The organism is Microtetraspora sp. NBRC 13810, from assembly GCF_030268685.1.
Taxonomy (GTDB): domain Bacteria; phylum Actinomycetota; class Actinomycetes; order Streptosporangiales; family Streptosporangiaceae; genus BSRQ01.
Map to the genome: position 1 here is coordinate 403,602 of NZ_BSRQ01000001.1, position 19,443 is coordinate 423,044.

Annotated in this window: 16 protein-coding genes; 10 read left to right on the forward strand and 6 right to left on the reverse strand. The window is 73.6% G+C overall.

Going from position 1 to position 19,443, the window contains the following annotated elements:
* Window positions 1–2 precede the first annotated feature (2 nt).
* From QSK26_RS01855 to QSK26_RS01870, 4 genes are all read left to right on the forward strand, one after another.
* A complete protein-coding gene (locus QSK26_RS01855; RefSeq protein WP_285773156.1) occupies window positions 3–2,543 on the forward strand; it encodes a serine/threonine-protein kinase in 2,541 nt (846 codons plus the stop codon).
* Window positions 2,536–4,038 (forward strand): serine/threonine-protein kinase, encoded by a 1,503-nt coding sequence (locus QSK26_RS01860; protein WP_285773157.1) that lies wholly within the window; start codon window positions 2,536–2,538, stop codon window positions 4,036–4,038. Before QSK26_RS01855 ends, QSK26_RS01860 begins: the two co-directional genes overlap by 8 nt.
* The gene (locus QSK26_RS01865; RefSeq protein ID WP_285773158.1) at window positions 4,031–5,608 is read left to right on the forward strand and encodes a protein kinase domain-containing protein; all 1,578 of its coding nucleotides are present in this window, start codon (window positions 4,031–4,033) and stop codon (window positions 5,606–5,608) included. Before QSK26_RS01860 ends, QSK26_RS01865 begins: the two co-directional genes overlap by 8 nt.
* Before the next feature lie 181 nt (window positions 5,609–5,789).
* Window positions 5,790–5,981: a tail-anchor membrane protein gene (locus QSK26_RS01870; RefSeq protein ID WP_285773159.1), complete on the forward strand. Its 192-nt coding sequence runs from the start codon at window positions 5,790–5,792 to the stop codon at window positions 5,979–5,981.
* Between the two features lie 91 nt (window positions 5,982–6,072).
* On the opposite strand, the gene QSK26_RS01875 is transcribed toward QSK26_RS01870, so the two are convergent.
* Window positions 6,073–6,387: a DUF3817 domain-containing protein gene (locus tag QSK26_RS01875; protein ID WP_285773160.1), complete on the reverse strand. Its 315-nt coding sequence runs from the start codon at window positions 6,385–6,387 to the stop codon at window positions 6,073–6,075.
* Window positions 6,388–6,392: 5 nt separating this feature from the next.
* Window positions 6,393–7,178 (reverse strand): SURF1 family protein, encoded by a 786-nt coding sequence (locus QSK26_RS01880; RefSeq protein ID WP_285773161.1) that lies wholly within the window; start codon window positions 7,176–7,178, stop codon window positions 6,393–6,395.
* Window positions 7,179–7,294: 116 nt separating this feature from the next.
* On the opposite strand from QSK26_RS01880, the gene QSK26_RS01885 reads away from it, so the two are divergent.
* Together QSK26_RS01885 and QSK26_RS01890 are read left to right on the forward strand one after the other, a co-directional pair.
* Window positions 7,295–7,465 carry a hypothetical protein gene (locus tag QSK26_RS01885; protein WP_285773162.1) on the forward strand — a complete coding sequence of 57 codons (171 nt, stop codon included), beginning with the start codon at window positions 7,295–7,297 and terminating at the stop codon, window positions 7,463–7,465.
* 199 nt (window positions 7,466–7,664) lie between these two features.
* A complete protein-coding gene (locus tag QSK26_RS01890) occupies window positions 7,665–9,122 on the forward strand; it encodes a flavin-containing monooxygenase (protein ID WP_285773163.1) in 1,458 nt (485 codons plus the stop codon).
* Here the strand turns inward: QSK26_RS01890 and ggt are convergent.
* Complete coding sequence (gene ggt / locus QSK26_RS01895) at window positions 9,112–10,872, reverse strand: gamma-glutamyltransferase (protein ID WP_285773164.1); 1,761 nt, start codon at window positions 10,870–10,872, stop codon at window positions 9,112–9,114. The two genes, QSK26_RS01890 and ggt, sit on opposite strands and share 11 nt — an antisense overlap.
* Window positions 10,873–11,063: 191 nt before the next feature.
* Here ggt and QSK26_RS01900 point away from each other — a divergent pair, with 191 nt between their 5' ends.
* The 3 genes from QSK26_RS01900 to QSK26_RS01910 all read left to right on the forward strand — a co-directional run bounded on the left by QSK26_RS01900 (window position 11,064) and on the right by QSK26_RS01910 (window position 14,522).
* Complete coding sequence (locus QSK26_RS01900; protein ID WP_285773165.1) at window positions 11,064–12,173, forward strand: sensor histidine kinase; 1,110 nt, start codon at window positions 11,064–11,066, stop codon at window positions 12,171–12,173.
* Window positions 12,170–12,832 (forward strand): response regulator, encoded by a 663-nt coding sequence (locus QSK26_RS01905; protein WP_285773166.1) that lies wholly within the window; start codon window positions 12,170–12,172, stop codon window positions 12,830–12,832. Before QSK26_RS01900 ends, QSK26_RS01905 begins: the two co-directional genes overlap by 4 nt.
* Window positions 12,833–13,052: 220 nt before the next feature.
* A complete protein-coding gene (locus tag QSK26_RS01910; protein ID WP_285773167.1) occupies window positions 13,053–14,522 on the forward strand; it encodes a tetratricopeptide repeat protein in 1,470 nt (489 codons plus the stop codon).
* A 10-nt stretch (window positions 14,523–14,532) separates the two neighbouring features.
* Here the strand turns inward: QSK26_RS01910 and ald are convergent, their stop codons facing one another.
* Complete coding sequence (gene ald, locus QSK26_RS01915; RefSeq protein ID WP_285773168.1) at window positions 14,533–15,645, reverse strand: alanine dehydrogenase; 1,113 nt, start codon at window positions 15,643–15,645, stop codon at window positions 14,533–14,535.
* A 73-nt stretch (window positions 15,646–15,718) separates the two neighbouring features.
* A complete protein-coding gene (locus QSK26_RS01920) occupies window positions 15,719–17,113 on the reverse strand; it encodes an aspartate aminotransferase family protein (RefSeq protein WP_285773169.1) in 1,395 nt (464 codons plus the stop codon).
* A gap of 248 nt (window positions 17,114–17,361) precedes the next feature.
* Here QSK26_RS01920 and QSK26_RS01925 point away from each other — a divergent pair, with 248 nt between their 5' ends.
* Window positions 17,362–18,705: a M20/M25/M40 family metallo-hydrolase gene (locus tag QSK26_RS01925; protein ID WP_285773170.1), complete on the forward strand. Its 1,344-nt coding sequence runs from the start codon at window positions 17,362–17,364 to the stop codon at window positions 18,703–18,705.
* Between the two features lie 169 nt (window positions 18,706–18,874).
* On the opposite strand, the gene QSK26_RS01930 is transcribed toward QSK26_RS01925, so the two are convergent.
* Window positions 18,875–19,399, reverse strand: coding sequence for a cysteine dioxygenase family protein (locus QSK26_RS01930; RefSeq protein WP_285773171.1), 525 nt, complete (start codon window positions 19,397–19,399; stop codon window positions 18,875–18,877).
* Window positions 19,400–19,443: the final 44 nt, after the last annotated feature.

The following is a 19,443-nucleotide window of genomic DNA, read 5'->3' on the forward strand; positions in this document are numbered from 1 at the left end:
CGATGCAGACCACCTCTCTTGAGCAGATCATCGGCCGGTCGGGGCCGCTGCCGCCGCAGCAGGTGGCGGGCATCGGCCTCGGCCTGCTGGCCGAGATGCGCGAGCGCGGCTCCGGTTACCGGCACGAGGTACGACCGGACACGGTGATGCTGAGACCGGACGGCGGGGTCTCCCTCGTCCCCGTCCCCCGGCACTCGGCGCCGGTCGCCGCGTTCACCCCGCCGGAGGGCATGTCCGGCCCGGCCTCCGGCCTGTGGGCGCTGGGCGCCACCCTGTTCACCGCGGTGGAGGGGTATCCGCCCACGCCCGGCGCGCACCCCGTCCAGGCGGGGCCGCTGGGCCCGGTACTGGAGCGGCTGCTGTCCGGCGACCCCGCCCGGCGTCCCGACCCGGGGACGCTGTGGACGCAGCTCCAGGAGATCGTCTGGCGTGCCGCCCCGCCCCCCGGCCACCCGCCCGGCCCCGGCTACGGCCCGCTCCCCACGTCGCCCGGCCCAGGCGGTCCTCCCCTGTCCGGCGCCCCGCTGCCCCCCGGCGGCGGCTCCGCGTCCACCGGCGGCCCGCCGCCGGGGTCGATGCCGGGCTCGGTGCCTGGGGCGATGCCTGGGGCGGTGCCTGGGCCCATCCTGCCGCTGGCGGCGTCCGCTCCTCCGGTGAAGCCGGGCTCGGAGGCCGCGTTCCCGGCTCCGGGTTCCGGGCAGTGGTCGCCGTCGTCGTCGCCCTGGACGCCGTATCCCGCCGCCCAGACCCCGCCGCCTCCGGGCAGCCCTCACCCGCCCTTCCCACCGGGCGCCCCGTCGTACCCCGCCCAGGACGCCCCGCCGTACCCGCCGGGCGCGGACCAGCCGTACCAGCCGTACGCCCCGTTCGGCACGGAGCACCGGGACGCCCCGTTCGGCTCGGGATACCGGGACGCGCCGCCGTACAGCTCCCCCGCCGAGTCGCCGTACGCGCCGCGCACCCTGGTCCAGGACGGCCCGTACGACTCGCCGTACGCGCCGCCGCGCGGTCAGGAGGCGCGGGACGGCGCGACGCGGGCCGGCGGGTTCGACGACGACCTCTACGCCGCCCCGGTGATCGGCTCGCCGTACGGCGCCGAACCCCGTGACGCCCCCTTCACCCCGTCCGGCGCCGACCCCCTGGACGGGCCGCTGGGAGCGCCTCTCACGCCGGGACACCGGGACAGCGTCCTGGACGACCCCCTGGGCTCGGGACGCCCGCCCGCCGACACCGCCCCCGTCCCGCCCACCCTGGGCCACGAGGACGACGACGACACGCCCTTCCCCGCGACCGTGCGCGCGGTGCAGCCCCCCGCGAACGGCTTCCCCGGCGGACCGGCGGCCGAGGGACGGCTGCCCGCGAGCACCCCGCCGGCCACCGGACAGGGACCGGAGGCACCGGCGTACGACGGCCCCGCCCACGCGGCGGGAACACCGGCGGGAACGCCGACGGGGACACCGGCGGGGACACCGGCGGGGACACCGGCGGAAGCGGTCACGGGAGCACCGTCGGGAGCGCCCGGCGAAACTCCGCCCGGGGCGCCGGGAGCAGCGCTCGGGGGGACCCCGGCAGCAGCGCTCGGGGGGACCCCGGCAGCAGCGTTCGAGCGCACGCCGGGAGCAGCGGAACCTCTCGCGGAGCGACCGCCCGGGGCGGAGCGGATGCCCGGGGCGGAGCAGGCGTACGGGGCGGAGCGGGCGTATGGCGGGGTGGGCTATCAGGGGCCCGCCACCGAGGACCCCACGACGCCGCACGGACGGTTCGAGCCGCCCGCGGCGGGCCTCCCGCAGCCGGCGACGCAGCCGGCGACGGAGCCGGGCGGCGGCGGGCGCGGGCGGGGCGGAAGCAGGGGGCGCGGGCGGGGCAGGGACGAGCCGCCGCGGCGCGGGGTGGTCGTGCCGCGTTCCGTGGTGGCGCTCGCGGCGGCGCTGGGCGTGGCGATGGCGGTGGCCATCGGCGTGCTCGCGGCCCCGATGTTCCGCGAGGCGGCGGCCACCGGCGCGGAGGTGAGCCCCACGCCGACGCCGGGCGCGAAGGAGCAGGGCAGGTTCGCCAAGACGCCGCGCGCGTGCAGCCTGCTCGGCGACGCCGTCGCCGCCGAACTGGTGCCCACCCTGAAGACCTCCGAGGTCGAGCCCGCCGAGTGCAACTGGCTGACCAGCGACTACCGCGCGCCCAACGCCCGCAAGTTCGACCTGCGGCTGCGGATCACGTCGTTCCCGCGCACCGGCAAGGAGATCACCAAGGCGAAGCAGTACTTCTCCGGCAGGAAGTCCGACGCGGCCCAGAAGTTCTCCACGCCGAAGCCGTCGCCCAAGCCGCTGAACGGCCTCGGCGACGAGTCGTTCTCCTACGCGGAGACCAGCTCGATCAACCTCTACGGCGGCTCCACCAAGGTCGTCCTGGTCATGCGGGTGAGCAACCTGGTGGCCGAGGTGGAGTACGAGCGCGGCCAGGCGAAGGGCGACCCGGACGGCGAGCTGGCCGCCGGCGCCGAGAAGGCGGCCCGGACCGTGCTGGAGGCGCTGAAGTCCCGTGACTGACCCTCGCGCCATGCCGCTGCTCGCGGGCCGCTACCGCGCCGTGGAACGCCTCGGCGAGGGCGGCATGGGCGTGGTGTGGCGGGCCCACGACGAGATGCTGCACCGCGAGGTGGCCGTCAAGGAGGTACGGCTGTCGCCGCACCTGCCGCAGGCGCAGCGCGAGGAGATGCGCGAGCGCACCATGCGCGAGGCGCGGGCCGCCGCCCGGCTGGGCCACCCCGGCATCGTCGCCGTGCACGACGTCGTCGCCCAGGACGACCGGCCGTGGATCGTCATGGACCTGGTACGCGGCCGTTCGCTGGACCAGGCGGTCAAGCAGGACGGCCCGCTGCCGCCGTCCCGGGTCGCCATGATCGGCCTGGCGGTGCTCGACGCGCTCGTCCTGGCGCACCGGCACGGCATCATGCACCGCGACGTCAAGCCGGCGAACATCATGATCGCCCACGACGGCACCGTGCTGCTGACCGACTTCGGCATCGCCACCATGGAGGACGACCCCGCGCTGACGTCCGAGGGGCTGGTCGGCTCGCCGGGTTACATCGCGCCGGAACGGCTGCGCGGCACGGAGGACGGCCCAGCCGCCGATCTGTGGTCGCTGGGCGCGACCCTCTACACCGCCGTGGAGGGCAGGGCGCCCTTCCACCGGCCGATGCCGGTCGCCATCCTCGGCGCCGTGCTCACCCAGCCGGCGCCGCCGCCGCAGCGGGCCGGGTATCTCGGGCCGGTGCTGCTGGCCATGCTGGAGAAGAACCCCAGGGACCGCCCGGGGGTCGCCGAGCTGCGCGCGGCGCTCCAGCAGGTGTCCAGGGGCATGCCGCCGGCGCCGCCCGCCCCGCCCGTGGCGACGGAGCCGGTGGGCCGGCCGGACCGCCGGCGGGTGCCCGTGCCGGCCCTGGCGCTGGGCGCGGTCGCCGTCGTGGGCGTGGCGGCGGGCGCGTTCGTCCTGCTGGGCGGCCGGCAACCGGATCCGGCCCCGCGCCCCGCGCCGAGTGCGGCGGCGCCCGCCGCGGGCCGCTTCCCCACCGCGCCGGCCCCGTGCGAGCTGCTCACGATCGGGCAGGTCAGGAGCCTCGTGCCGGGGGCGGCTGCCGGCACCGGCACCGGCACCGACGAGAAGTCCTGCGTCTGGGGCGACGACCGGCAGGTGCGGCTGGAGATCAACCGGTTCGACCCGGCCGGCCGGCGGTCGGGGCCCGAGGTCGCCCAGGAGTTCCTGCTCTCGGCCCGGAGCACCACCCAGGCCGACGCGGGCACCGGCCTGGTGGGCACGGTCCGCCCGCTGCAGAACGTCACCGGCGTCGGCAAGGACTCCTTCTCCTACGACTCCACCAACAAGGTGCTGGAGAACGCGTCCACCACGATCACCTTCCGGTCGAGCAACCTCCTGGTCGAGGTCTACTACGCCGAACCCGGCCGGCGGCTCACCCCGCGGATCCGGCAGAACGCCCTCAAAGCCGCCCGCCTGGTCTCGGAGGAGCTCAACAGCCGTGACTGACCCCCGTCCAGCCGCCGGAGACGCCCACCTCCTCGGCGGCCGGTACCGGCTGCTCGCCCGGCTCGACCGCGCGGGCGGCGGGTGGCGCGCCCGCGACGAGGTGCTGCACCGCGAGGTGACCGTCACCGAGGTACGGCTGCCGCCGCCCGGCCCGTACCAGGACCAGGTCGTGCACCTGATCAGGGCCGTCGCCGCGCTGCGCCACCCGGCCGTCGCCGTCACCCACGACGTGGTCGCCGCGCCGGACCGGGTCTGGCTGGTGCAGGAGATGGTCGAGGGCCGGTCCCTGAGCCAGGTGCTGCGCATGCGGGGGCCGTTGCCGGCCGAACAGGTGGCCTCGATCGGGCTGCGCGTGCTGGAGGCGCTGTCGGCGGCCCGCGCCCAGGGCGTGCCGCATACCGCCCTCACGCCCGACCACGTGATCCTGGGCCACGACGGCAGGGTCGTCCTCACCGGCTTCGGCCTCCCCGGCCCTGCCGGCACACCGTCCCCCGGCGGCTTTCCGGGACAGGCGGCCCCGGGACAGGCGGCCCCGGGACAGGCGGCCCCGGGACAGGCGGCCCCGGGACAGGCGGCCCCGGGACAGGCGGCCCCGGGACAGGCGGCCCCAGGGCAGGCGGCCCCGGGGCGGGCCCGTTCCGGCGGGGACATCCCGGCCGAGGACGTGCTTGGCCTGGGCACGCTCCTGCACATCGCCGCCGAGGGGCAGGCGCCGGGGCGGGACGCCTCGCCCGTCACCATGGGCGGCATCCCGCTGGGCGACCCGCTGGAGCCCCGCACCCCGTCGGGGCCGCTCGCGCCGCTGCTGGCCGGGATGCTCGCCGACGACCCCGCGCACCGCCCCGACGCGCGCTCGGTGCGCGTGGCACTGGAACGGCTCGTGCCGCCCGGGGAACGGCCCCGGCGCGGACGCGGCAGGATCGCGCTGGTCGCGGGCGCGGCGGCGGTCGTCCTGGCGGTCGCGGCGGCGGCGGGGGTCGTCCTGCTGAGACCGTCGGGCGCGCCGGTGGCCGCTCCTGCGGGGACCGCGTCCGCTCCCGGCGGGAAACCCGCCCCGTTGCCGACGTACTTCGCCCGGCGTCCGGACGCGTGCGCGCTGCTCACGCCGGCGCAGGCGAGCCGGCTGGAACTCGAAGAGCGTCCCCTGGCCGACAAGAACGAGTGCATATGGAGCAGCGCGGACTTCGCCGGTGTCCCGGCCAATCTGCGCTACTCGCTCTACCTCCAGGTGTTCCGCTTCGCCAAGGAGGGCGGGGCCACGGCGGACCAGGTCGCGCGCGCCTCCTTCGCGGACTTCCGCAGGCAGGATTCCAGCCCCAGGGCCAGCGTGAACGGGCTGCCCTTCATCAACACCGTCACACCCGGTGACCTGCCGGGACTCGGGGATGAGGCGTATCTCGTCGAGGGGACCAACGAGCTCGAATACAGCGTGGGGATCGTCGTGCGCGTCGCCAACGTCATCGTGGCCGCGCAGTACAAGCGCGGCGGCACCGAGGATCCCGGCGACTTCGCTCGCGACGGCGCGCACACGGCGGCGGGGTACATCCTCGACGCGCTCAGACGGCGTTAGCGGCCCGCGCCGCGCGGAGGACACGCCGCTTATCGGCCCGCGCCACGCGGAGGACACGCCGGTCACCGGCCCGCGCCGCGGAAGACACGCCGAGGGAACCCCGCGCACCCGCTCGCGCGTTCTCCCGGCGACGCAGAATGGCAGGGCGGGGCGCGTGCTCCGCAGGACGAAAGGCCGGACCATGTCGCCTCTGGGCAAGTATTACGTCGGCGCGGCCGTGGTGGCCGTCATCGCCCTCATCCTGATCCCGTCGCCGATCGACTGGCTGATCGTGGTCGCGGCGCTGGGCGCGCCGGTGGCCGCCTACTTCATGCTCGACCAGTCGCAGCGCGAGCGGCTCAAGCGGGTCCGCCGCCGCGGCATCGGCCGCTGAGCCCGGCCCCCGGCCCCCGCCGGAGGCCCGCCTCGCACGGTCCGGCGGTGGCCCCAGGCGGTGGCCCCAAACGGTGGCTCAGGCGGTGGTCTCAGGCGGTGGCCGCCGCGGAGATCTGCTCGTGGACCCGGCTCGTCACCTTGCGCTCGATCACGAACGACAGGAAGGGCACGGTGCCAGCGAGCAGCACGCCCAGGGTGTAGGGCCAGGTCCAGCGCGACTTGAGGCCGAGGTTGAGCGCGGCGACCAGATAGACCATGTAGAGGAAGCCGTGGATCGGTGAGATGACCGAAACCGGCCCGGCGATGTCGAAACCGTATTTCAGCACCATGCCCGTGACGAGCAGCAGCAGCATGACGCCGACGATGTAAGCGAGCACCCGGAAGGGCTTGAGGGCGGATTCCACGTCTTCTACCTCGTGTGGGATGGGGACAGGGCTACGTTATCCGGGGCCTGCGGCGGCTCCTGCTCCGCCTCCGCCTCGCGGCTCCTGATCGCGTCACGCAGGAAGTGCCACCACATGAAGACGGCGAAGAGCGCGAAGATCCACCACTGGGCGGCGTAGGCCAGGTTGCGCCAGGTCAGGGCGCCTCCCACGGTGGGCGGCGGCACGGTGACCGCCTTGGCGGCGACGGCGGGAGCCGGGTTCTGGGCGCTGGCCACCACATAGCCGTCGCGCAGCCGGACGCCCGGCCAGATGTTGACGAGCTCCGCCGTCGAGACGGTCAGCACCTGCCCCCGGGGAAGCTCCTGCGGGCGGCGCTGCACCATGTCGGTGGGCTCGGAGGGCTGCAGCCGCCCGGCCACGGTGACCGGGCCCGGCGGCACGGCCCGCACGGCGGGGTCGGAGGTCGCGGGCACCCACCCGCGCACCACGGGTACGGCGGTGCCGTCGCCGAGGTCGAGCGGGTTGAGCAGCCAGAAACCGTCGTCGCGGCCGGCCACGAGCAGTTGCCGGGACGCGTCGAAGGTGCCCTGGGCGGTCACCCGGCGGCTCGCGGCGTCGACGGTGATCTGCCGTCCCGAGCCGGCCAGCGTGGCGACCGGCACCGGCGCGGGATCCCGCGCCGCCTGCGGACGGCCCGAATCCTCGAACACCCCGAGCTGCCAGCGGCCCAGCAGGGTGAAGGAGACCAGGACCCCGATGGTCAGCAGGTGGAGCGCCACCATCCGGGGCAGGAAAACGGTCCGCAGCATGGCTACACGCTATCCGTACCCGCCGCCGGTCCCGTCCTCGACCGCCCATACCCATCCGCCTTTAAATAGGACAAACAGGTGTCGGGGACCTTGGGCCAGTCGTTAGAGTCGTCGTCATGTCTGAACCGCATATCGATCCGTCCGGCAGCACCCAGCAGTTCCGGGCCTTCGCTCAGCAGAACGAGCAGGAGACCGCCAAGCAGCGGCCGTCCTACGTCCTCCCGATCACCGCGGCCGTGATCCTGGTCGTCATCGTGGCCGTGGGGGCCTACCTGCTCCTGGCCTGACCCCGGAGGCGGCCGGCGCCTCCGGCGTACCGGCGACCCGCCTCCGCACCACGCACTTCAGCGCCGAAGCCCGCGGGCGTCGGCGCTTTCGGTGTTCACCTTGACATACCGACCGGTCGGTGTGACCCTGATCGGGGCCGGCATTCCGGCATACCCCGCCATGTCTTACCTTGGGCGACAAGTCCCACAAGGAGGCGATGTGGACGGTCCCGGGATCATCATCATCGGCGCCGGCTTCGCCGGCCTGTGCATGGCGATCAAGCTCAAGGAAGCCGGCTTCCACGACTTCGTCATCCTGGAGAAGGCCGCCGACCAGGGCGGCACCTGGCGGGACAACACCTACCCCGGATGCGCCTGCGACGTCCCCTCCCCCCTCTACTCCTTCTCCTTCGAGCCGAACCCGGACTGGTCCCGGCTGTTCTCCCCGCAACCGGAGATCTGGGACTACATGCGCCGCTGCGTGGCCAGGTACGGCCTCGCCCCGCACCTGCGGTTCGGCAAAGAGGTCACCGCCCTCGACTTCGACGACGCCGCCCGCCGCTGGCAGGTGACCACGGCGGACGGGGACCGCCTGGAGACCAACGCCGTGATCTCCGCCCGAGGCGCCCTACACATCCCCTCATTTCCCGATATTCCGGGAAAGGAGAAGTTTGCCGGGCCGGCCTTTCACTCGGCCGAGTGGGACCATTCCTGTGACCTGACCGGCAGGCGGGTCGCGGTCATCGGCACCGGCGCCTCCGCCGTGCAGTTCGTGCCCAGGATCGCCGAGCAGGCGGCCGAGTTGCGCGTCTTCCAGCGCACTCCGCAGTGGATCCACCCCAAGCCCGACCTGGCGCTGCCCCCGCGGCTGCGCCGGACGCTGCGCGCGTTCCCGCCCGCGGGCCGGGCGCTGCGGACCGCGATCTACTGGGCGCTGGAGGCCCGTGCGCTCGGCTTCACGGTGCACCCGCGGCTGATGCGGCGCCAGGAGGAGCTCGCCCGCCGGCACCTGGCCCGGCAGGTGCCGGACCCGGAGCTGCGGGCCAGGCTCACGCCCGAATACACCATCGGCTGCAAGCGCATCCTGCTGGCCGACGACTACTACCCCGCCCTGACCCGCGGCAACGTCGAACTGGTCACCGACCGGATCACCGAGATCACCGGGCACGCCGTCGTGGACGCGACCGGCCGCCGGCACGAGGTGGACGCGATCGTCTACGGCACCGGTTTCCGGGTCGTGGACGCGTTCAGGAACCAGCACGTGGTCGGCAGGGCCGGCCGCGACCTCAGGGACGCCTGGCGTGGCGGCGCCGAGGCTTACCTGGGCGTCACCACGGCCGGGTTCCCCAACCTGTTCTTCCTGCTCGGCCCGAACACCGGCCTGGGCCACACGTCGGTGCTCCTCATGATCGAGGCGCAGGCGCACTATGTGCTCGGCTGCCTGCGCCTCCTGGCGAGGACCGGGGCCAGGGCGCTGGACGTGCGCCCCGGCGTCCAGCGCGCCTACAACCGGCGCCTCCAGACCCGCCTCACGCGGCGGGTCTGGTCGGCGGGCGGCTGCGACAGCTGGTACCTCGACGAGCACGGCCGCAACCGCAGCCTGTGGCCCGGCTTCACCTTCGAGTACCGGACCCGCACCCGCAGGGCGCGGCCCGCGGACTACGAGCTCATCTTCTGACCGGCGACACCACCAGCGCGCTGCCGCCGCCCCGCCGTACCGGCTCGGCCACCGCCTGGACCTTGCCGCCGCGCAGGAACTCCAGGGCGGTCGCGGCGCCGATCTCCGGCGTCGGGGTGAACGCGTAGCCCCTGGCGGTGAGGCCGGGCCCGTTGGCTTCGATGAAGGCGGGCTCGGCCTGGGTGGTCGCGGTGTTGCGCTGGCTGGCCCGCGGCGCGGCGAGCGCCTCGGGCAGCGACATGCCGAGGTCGTAGCGGTTGAGCAGGATCTGCAGCACGGTGGTGATGATCGTGGCGCCGCCGGGGGATCCGACCGCGAGCACCGGCCGCCCGTCGTCGAAGACGATCGTCGGGGCCATGGAGGAACGCGGGCGCTTGCCGGGGGCGGGCAGGTTCGGGTCGCCGGGCGCGGGGCCGAAGGTGAAGTCGGTCAGCTCGTTGTTCAGCAGGAACCCGCGGCCCGGGACGACGATGCCGTTCCCGCCGGTGGACTCGATGGTGATGTTGTAGGCCACGACGTTGCCCCACCGGTCGGTCACGACGAGGTGCGTGGTCTCCGGCCCCTCCTCCTTCGGCGCCGGCTCGCTCGCGGCGCCCGGGGCCGGGCACCGCTCGTACCGGCCGTCCGGCGTGCCGGGGGCGGCGGGGTGCGGCAGCGCGCGGTCGCCGATCAGGCAGGCCCGCTCCTTGGCGAAGCCGTCGGACAGAAGCTGCTTGAGCGGCACGTCCACGTGGTCGTCGTCGCCGACGTACCTGTTGCGGTCGGCGAAGGCGAGCCTGGACGCGTCGAGGTACTGCGGCAGCCCGGCCTCCGGCAGCGCCTCCAGGATGTTGAGCGCCTCGCCCACGGTCGAACCGCCGGAGGAGGGCGGGGCCATGCCGTAGACGTCCAGGCCCTGGTAACCGACCTTCGTCGGAGTGCGTTCCAGCGCCCGGTAGTCGCGCAGGTCGGAGACCTCCATCAGACCCGGCCGGACATTGCGGGTGACGCCCGGGACGACCGGGGGACGCTTCACCGTCTGCACCAGCTCCTTGCCGAGCTGCCCGCCGTACAGCCAGGAGGGGCCGCGGCTGCCCAGCTCGCGGTAGGTGCGGGCGAGGTCGGGGTTGCGGAAGGTGGAGCCGACCGGGGGCGGCGCGCCGCCGGGGAGGTAGAGGGCGGCGGTGGAGGTGAAGTCCTTGAAGCGCGCGGCGTTGGACGCGGTCTGGTCGTAGAACGTCTGGTCCACCACGAAGCCCCTGGACGCGACCTCGGCCGCCGGCGCGAGCGCCTCGCGCAGGCTGGTGGTGCCGAACCTGCGCAGCGCCAGCTCCCATTGGGCGACGCTGCCCGGCACGCCCGCCGACAGCCCGCTGGTCACCGCCTCCTCGAACGGGATCGGCTGCCCGTTCTCCTGGAAGGCGGTCTCCGTCATCCTCCCGGGGGCCTTCTCCCGGCCGTCGATCGTGTACACCTTCCGCCGGCCGGCGTCGTAGTAGACGATGAACCCGCCTCCGGCGAGCCCGGCGGAGTAGGGCTCGGTCACGCCGAGCGTGGCGGCGGCGGCGACCGCGGCGTCCATCGCGTTGCCCCCGCGGCGCAACACCGAGATCGCGACCTTGCTGGCGTCGAGATCGACGGTGGACACGGCGCCGCCGTACCCCTCCGCTACCGGGACTTTGTCCACGGCGGGGGTGGCCTGCGCCGGCGGGGCGAGCAAACCGATGACAAGAGTGATGCCCAAAGCTGGTAAGGCGACGCGTGCGGTCATCGAACGACCCTCCATGGCGGCCTGCGAAACACCCCAGCTTTACCCAAATGATCGACCGACTCAACACCATCCGGACCACCCAGCACAGAACGCATCTTCCCCCACGGCTGTCCCCTACTCCCGGCGCGGTAGAGACACCTGCCACCACGGGACGATGCGCCGGCCGCGCACCGTGACATACCGTGCGTGATGTGCGCCTGAGGTCCGATCTGCTCCCCGCCGTGGTGGTGGCCGCGCTCCAGCTGCTCATCGCCAAGGGCGCGCCGCACTGGCAGCAGGACCGCCTCCCGCCCGACCTCCTCGGCGGCGCCCTGCTGCTCGTGGGGCCGCTGCTGCTCGCCGTGCGCCGCCGCGCGCCCGTGCCGGCGATGGCCGGCTCGGTGGCCGCCGCCGCGCTCTACATCCTGCTCGGCTACGCGTACGGCCCGCCGTTCCCCAGCCCGATCGTGATGGTCTTCCTGGCCGTCGGATGCGGACACCGCCGGGCCGCCTGGCTGAGCTGCGGGGCGTTCTTCGCGTTCGTCGTCGTATACACGACCTGGCTGGCCCCGGTGGAGTCGCCCGGCTGGTACCACCACCTGTCGGTCGGCGCCTTCATCCTGGTCGTGCTGACCCTCTCCGAGATCGCCAAGGTGCGGCGGGACCGGGCGGCGGAGCGGCGGCGCACGGCCCGGGAGGAGGAGCGCAGGCAGGCCAGCGAGGAGCGGCTGACCATGGCCCAGGAACTGCACGACGTGCTCGCGCACAACATCTCCCTCATCCACGTGCAGGCGTCCACCGCGCTGCACCTGATGAACGACCACCCCGAGCAGGCCCGCACCGCCCTGACCACCATCAAGCAGGCCAGCAAGGACGTGCTCGGCGAGATGCGCTCGGTGCTGAACGTGCTGCGCGAGGGCGCCCCCCGCTCGCCCACCGCCGGCCTGGACCGGCTGGACGAGCTGGTCGCCCGCAGCGGCCTGGAGGTGACCAAGCGCGTCGACGGCGACATGGGCACGCTCCCGCCCGGGGTCGAGCGCGCCGCCTACCGGATCATCCAGGAGAGCCTGACCAACGTCACCCGGCACGCGCCGGGCGCGGCCGTCTCCCTGCTGCTGGAGCGGCGTCCCGGCCGGCTGCTCATCCGGGTCACCGACGAGGGCTCCCAGACGCCGGGCGCGCTGGCCGACGCGGGCGGCGGGAACGGCGTCCCCGGCATGCGCGAGCGCGCCGCCGCCCTCGGCGGCACCCTGACCGCCGGGCCGCACGGCCGGGGCTTCACCGTGGAGGCCCGGCTCCCCGTCCCCGAGGAGGACACGTGATCCGGCTGCTGCTCGCCGACGACCAGGCGCTGGTCAGGGCGGGGTTCCGCGCCCTGCTCGACGCCCAGGAGGGCATGACCGTGGTGGCCGAGGCCGCCGACGGGGCGCAGGCCGTACGGCTGGCCGGGGAGCACCGGCCGGATGTGGTCCTGATGGACATCAGGATGCCCGGCACCGACGGCCTGACCGCGACCCGGCAGATCGGCGCGGACCCCGCCCTGCGCGATGTGAAGATCATCATCCTGACGACGTTCGAGCTGGACGAGTACGTCTTCGAGGCGCTGCGCGGCGGCGCCGGGGGCTTCCTGGTGAAGGACACCGAGCCGGCCGAGCTGATCCAGGCGGTGCGGGTGGTGGCGGCGGGCGACGCGCTGCTGTCCCCCGGAGTCACCCGCCGCCTGATCGCGGAGTTCGCCGCGCGGGCCAAGGAGCCACGCCACCCGGCCGAGCTGGACCAGCTCACCGACCGGGAACGCGAGGTCCTCGCCCTGGTCGGGGCCGGGATGACCAACGAGGAGATCGCGCAGCGGCTCTTCATGTCCCCCGCCACCGCCAAGACGCACGTGAGCCGCACGATGATGAAGCTGCGCGCCCGGGACCGGGCCCAGCTCGTCGTGATCGCCTACGAATCCGGGCTGGTCAGACCCGGATGGAGCTGATTTTGCCCCGCGCGGGCCATCGAGGTGCGATACTCGGCGTGTCACCGTGGACACGGGCGGTCGCGCTCCCCTAAGCGCACTCTGGGATGTTCGCCCGGTTTCTCAAGTTCAAGCAAGCCCGGACCCACGGGCTCGTCGTCTCCGATTTCCCGTTGACCTCCTGTCACTACGCTCCGCAGTCGTACGCTTACAAGCCAGGACAGGGACGGTGGAGGCTCACATGGGGTGGTGGCAGGGCAACCTGGAGACGGCCGTACTGGATCACGCCGTGCCCCCGCCCCGCGACGGCGACCTGCTCGCGGACGACCTGGGCGCCCACGTCTCGGGCGCCGCCGCTGACGACGACGGCGAGGCGGCGCTGTTCGCCGCGGCGCAGGCCGGCGACCGGCAGGCGGCGCACCGGCTCGGGCGGCTGCACGCCCAGCGCGGCGACCGTTCGGCCGCGCGCCACTGGTGGGAGCAGGCCGCCGCGGCGGGAAACGTGGACAGCGCCTACAACCTGGGCGTCTGGCACGAGAAGCACGGCAGCCTGGACGAGTCGCTCTCCTGGTACGAGCTGGCCGCCGGCCTCGGCGACATGGAGGCCGCGATGAACCTCGCCACCCTGCTGCTGGAGCAGCGCGGCGACGCGGACACCGCCCGCTGGTGGTTCGAGCGCGCGGCGTACGACGGGTCCCGGCCGGCGGCCAGGCGGCTGGCGCTGCTCTGCGAGGACTCCGGCGAGGCGCAGAGCGCCCGCGACTGGCACCGCAGGGCCGCGCTCGACGGCGACCTGTGCTCCGCGCACGACCTGGGCTTCCTCGCCTACGCGGCGGGCGAGGAGGAGGAGACGCTGCACTGGTGGGAGTTCGGCGCGCGGGGCGGGCACGCCGACGCGGCCTACCACCTGGGCCTGTTCCTCCAGGCGGGCCGCGATCCCGAGGGCGCCGAGGCGTTCTACCGGCTGGCCGCCACCAGCGAGCATCCGGCCGCCGCGTCCCAGCTCGGCACGATCGCGCTGTCCCGGCGCGACCTGCGCACGGCCCGCGCCTGGTTCGAGCGGGCGGCCGAGGCCGGGCGGGTGGGCGACCAGCGGATGGCCGGATTCGTCTGCGTGGAGCTGAACGACTCGGCCGCGGCCAGCCACTGGTTCGGGCGCGCCGCGGCGGGCGGCGACCCGGAGTCGGCGTTCAACTTCGCGTTGCTGCTGATCGCCGAGGAGGGCGACCTGCGCGGCGGCCAGCACTGGTTCCGGCAGGCGGCGCGGCGCGGCCACCATCGCGCCGCGCTGGAGCTGGGCGCGCTGCTGTCGATCACCGGCTACCCCGAGGAGGGCGAGCGCTGGCTGGCCACGCCGCCCCCGGCCACCCTGGACCGGGTCCCCGAGCCGGAGCTGGCCGCGCGTGCCGAGCTGGCGGTCACCGCGGCCGGTCGGCGCGGCGGGGTGACCCTCGACGTGCACGCCCTGGTGGAGATCCTCAGCACCTGGGATCTGGTGACCCGGCCGCTGCTCGACCATTCCGACGTGGTGGGCTGGCTCACCGAGCGCAGCGGGGTGCACCGGAGCGCGGTCGAGCACCTCGGCCAGGTCCGCGCGACGCTGCTGCGCCCGGGGAACGCGCCATGGCCGAGCCCGGCCGAGACCGGGCTGGTCCTGGGCACGGCCCGCGAGCTGCGTGCCCGTCTCACCCCCGCGGAAAGCGTCCGCTAGCGCGGTCTCCTCAGGCGAGGACGTCGGCCACCGGGAGCAGCGGCAGGCCGTGGGCGACCGCGACCGGCTCGTTGGTGAGGCTGCCCGCGTGGGTGTTGAGGCCGAGGGCGAGCGCGGGGTCGGCCCGCAGGGCGTCCCGCCAGCCGTGCTCGGCCAGCCGCACCGCGTAGGGCAGGGTGGCGTTGGTCAGGGCGTAGGTGGAGGTGTTCGCCACGGAGCCGGGCATGTTGGCCACGCAGTAGAAGATCGACTCGTGTACCCGGAAGGTCGGGTCCGCGTGCGTGGTGGGCCGCGAGTCCTCGAAGCAGCCGCCCTGGTCGATGGCGATGTCCACGAGCACGGAGCCCGGCTTCATCCGCGACACCAGCTCGTTGGAGATGAGGGTCGGCGCCTTGGCCCCGGGGATGAGCACGGCGCCGATGACCAGGTCGGCCTCCAGGGCCTCCCGCTCGATCGCGTACGCGGTGGACACGGCGGTCTTCAGCCGGCCCTGGTAGATCGCGTCGATGTGGCGCAGGCGGTCGACGTTGACGTCCAGGATCGTCACCTCGGCGCCCATGCCGACGGCGATCTGCGCCGCGTTGAGCCCGGATACGCCGCCGCCGATGATCAGAATCTTGGCCGGGGCGACGCCCGGCACGCCGCCGGGCAGCACGCCGCGCCCGCCGTTGAACCGCATCAGGTTGTAGGCGCCCACCTGCGGCGCGAGCCGGCCCGCGACCTCCGACATCGGGGCGAGCAGCGGCAGCGTGCCGCCGACCTGCACGGTCTCGTAGGCGATGCCGGTGACCTTGTTCCCGAGCAGCGCGTCGGTGCACGGGCGGGACGCCGCGAGGTGCAGGTACGTGAAGAGCACCTGGCCCTCACGCATCCGCGAATACTCCTCGGCGATGGGCTCCTTGACCTTGAGGACCATCTCGCCCTCGGCCCACACCTCGTCCGCGCCGTCCACCATCTTGGCCCCGGCGAACAGGTACTCCTCGTCCGGGATGTGCGACCCGAGTCCCGCGCCGCGCTGCACGTAGACCTCGTGGCCGTGCCTGGTGAGCTCGTGCACGCCCGCGGGAGTGGCGGCTACGCGATATTCGTGGTTCTTGACCTCGGCGGGCACGCCGATCTTCATGAGTTTTCCCTTCCTCGCAGGTCGCGGCCCGCACCCCGTCGGGCGGACCGGACGCCATGGTGTTCGTGGGGGGTCACAGACGGTTCCACGCCTCCGTGAGGACCGACCGCAGGATCGACTCGATCTCGTCGAACTCCTTGGGCCCGCAGATCAGCGGAGGCGCGAGTTGGATGACCGGGTCACCCCGGTCGTCGGCCCGGCAGTAGAGCCCCGCCTCGAAGAGAGCGTGGGACAGGAAGCCGCGCAGCAGGCGCTCACTCTCGCCTTCGTCGAACGTGGCCTTGGTCGTCTTGTCCTTGACCAGCTCGATACCCCAAAAGTACCCCGACCCGCGAACGTCTCCGACAATCGGCAGATCGAGCAGCCGCTCCAGGGTCGCACGGAAGACCGGCTCGTTCCGCGTGACGTGGCCGAGCAGGTCCTCGCCTTCGAAGATGTCCAGGTTGGCCAGCGCGACCGCGGCGGAGACCGGGTGGCCGCCGAAGGTGTAGCCGTGCGGGAACATCACGCCGTCCCGCTTGAACGGCTCGAACAGCTCCTCCTTGGCGATCATGGCCCCGATCGGCGAATAGCCGCTGGTCAGCCCCTTCGCGCAGGTGATGATGTCCGGGACGTAGTCGAACTTCTGCCCGCCGAACATGGTGCCCAGGCGGCCGAAGGCGCAGATGACCTCGTCGGAGACGAGAAGCACGTCGTAGGTGTCGCAGATCTCGCGCAGCCGCTGGAAGTATCCGGGGGGCGGCGGGAAGCAGCCGCCGGCGTTCTGCACCGGTTCGACGAAGACGGCGGCCACGCTGTCGGGGCCCTCCATCTCGATGGCGCGGGCCACCCGGTCGGCGGCCCAGCGGCCGTACTGCTCGGGCGTCATCCCGGGCACGCCGCTGATCTCGTCGGCTCGGTAGTAGTTGGTGTTGGGCACCCGGACCGAGCCCGGCACCAGCGGCTCGAAGGGCAGCTTGAACGCCGGGATGCCGGTGATCGACAGCGCGCCCTGCGGAGTGCCGTGGTAGGCGATCTGGCGGCTGATCACCTTGTGCTTGCCGGGCTTGCCGACGGCCTTGTAGTACTGCTTGGCGAGCTTCCACGCCGTCTCGACGGCCTCGCCGCCACCGGTGGTGAAGAAGACGCGGTTGAGGTCCCCCGGGGTCAGGGCGGCAAGTCGCTGGGCGAGCTCGGCCGCCTTGGGGTGGGCGTACGACCACAGCGGGAAGAAGGCCAGTTCCTGGGCCTGCTTGGCGGCGGCCTCGGCCAGCTCGCTGCGGCCGTGTCCCGCCTGGACCACGAACAGCCCGGCGAGCCCGTCGAGGTACCGCTTGCCGTGGATGTCGTAGATGTAGGCGCCCTCACCGCGCACGATCGTCGGCACCTCGCCGCCGGCGTAGGCGCCGTGCCGCGTGAAGTGCAGCCATAGGTTGTCCTGAGCGGCCTTCAGGACCGCGGCCACGTCGGTGTTGTCCGGGTGGGTCATCTCGGCATCTTCCCTCGTCGTCCGGTTCTTCACAGTCTGCCCGCCCACCTCGGCGACTGCCAAGTGAAAGCGTGGCAGCAGAGTGCAAGATCTTCGGATTCCGTGATACCGCCATGTAACGGCGACGAAAATCGAAGGGCGATTCAGCGCCCAATGCGACAAGGTAGCCTTTTCGCCCAAACGGTGCGGCAGAGGACTCCCGCCCGGCTGTGATCCAATGAACCGATGCATGAGATGCGGGGGAAAGCGTGACTCCTGACCAGATCGAGGGTGCCGTCGCGGCGGCGATGCCCCAGGCCGTGGAAGACCTCAGACGGCTCGTCGCCCTGCCTTCGGTGGCCTTCCCCGGTCATCCCTCCGAGCCGGTGCTCGCCGCCGCCGCGGTGACCGAGGAGCTCCTGCGCAGCACTGGCCTGCCGCACGTGCAGCAGCTCCCGATCGAGGGCAGCTTCCCCGCCGTCTACGCCGCGGCCCCCGCGCCCCCCGGCGCGCCGACCGTCCTGCTCTACGCGCACTACGACGTCCAGCCCCCCGGCGACCTGCGCCTGTGGCGCACCCCGCCGTTCGAGCCCACCCTGATCGACGGGCGGCTCTACGGCCGGGGCGCCGCGGACGACAAGTCGGGCGTGATCGCGCACGTGGCCGCGCTGCGCGCCTTCCAGGGCCGCTTCCCGGTGGGCATCAAGGTGATCATCGAGGGCCAGGAGGAGTACGCGGGCGAGCGGCTGGAGGCGTTCGTCGAGCGCAATCCCGAGCTGGTCCGCGCGGACGCGATCGTCGTCGCCGACACCGGCAACGCGCGCCTCGGCGACCCGTCGGTGACCACCTCGCTGCGTGGCATGGCCGCCTTCACCGTCGAGGTGCGCACCCTGGCGGAGGCGCTGCACAGCGGCCAGTTCGGCGGCGCGGCCCCGGACGCGCTCGCCGCGCTGATGCGCATGCTCACCGCCCTGCACGACGAGCACGGCGACATCCGGGTGCCCGGCCTGCCGCGCGGCTCCTTCCTCGGCGCCGGCCCGTCGGAGGAGGAGTTCCGCGCGTCGGCGGGCGTCCTCGACGGCGTCTCCCTCGTCGGCGCCGGCACCGTCGCCGACCGGCTCTGGTCCTCCTACGCGATCACGGTCACCGGCCTCGACGTCCCGTCCGTGGCCGGCGCGGTCAACGCCGTGCAGCCCAGGGCCCGGGCCCGGGTCAGCGTCCGGGTGCCTCCGGGCGGTGACCCCAAGACCACGGTCGAGGCGGTCATCGACTTCCTCCGCCAGGTGGCCCCGTGGGGCGTGCACGTCGGCGTCGAGGACGTCGTGCTCGGCAGCGGCTTCCTCGCCGACCCCGGCGGCACCGCCCGCGCCGCCCTGAACCGCGCCATGGAGCGCGCCTACGGCCGCGCCCCCCGCGACATCGGCGCCGGCGGCTCGATCCCGCTGGTCTCCACCCTGGTGAAGCAGTTCCCCGCCGCCGAGATCCTGCTCTTCGGCGCGGAGGACGACGCCGCCGCCATCCACGCCCCCAACGAGCGCCTCGACCTGGAGGAGCTGCGCCGCACCATCACCACCGAGGCCCTCTTCCTCCAGGAGCTCGCCGCCGCCTTCTGACCCGCGGGAGATCGACCACCTGCGACGACCGGCGGAACCACGAGCGCGCCCGGCGACCAAGCCGTGGCCGGGCGCCCCTCCCACTCACGACCCGGCCGTGGCGGTACCCCGCGGCGTCCTCGCGCACGGGCCGGCGATCTTCCTGCTGAGCGCCGGCCCGGTCTGAGGGTCAGCCGACCGGAAGGTCGTAGGCGCGGCGGACGCTGGAGCCGAGGACGTCCAGGTTGGCGCCGTAGGCGTGCAGGGAGACGCCGATCTCGTCGCTGGTGTTCCTGACCTTGTGGATGTCGCCGGGCGGGGCGAAGCCGCTGGCGTCGCCGGGACGGTTGGCGGAGCGGCCGATCTCCACCAGGCGCCCGCCGTCGACCCGGTACAGCGTCTCGTACTCGATGCCGCTGATCACCGCGAACGAGCACCAGGCCACGTGGTCGTGGATCACGGTCTCCTGGCCGGGACGCCACACCACGGCGGCGAGGGAGAAGTCGTCCTCGGCGTGCAGGACGTGCGAGACGTATCCGTCGGGGCTGCCGAGCCGCTCCGCGTCGGTGAGGATGCCGGCGGTGAGCGGGGCGGCGCGGAACAGGTCGGCCACCGCGTAGGCGGTCTCCCTGGCCGGCAGGCGGCGCTCCACCAGTGCGCGGATGCCGGTCACCAGTTCGGCGAGTCCAGGCCGGGTAAGCGTCGTGGTTTCCATGCCTCCAGGGTCGCGCCTGCGGTTCCATCAGGTCCAATTACTAT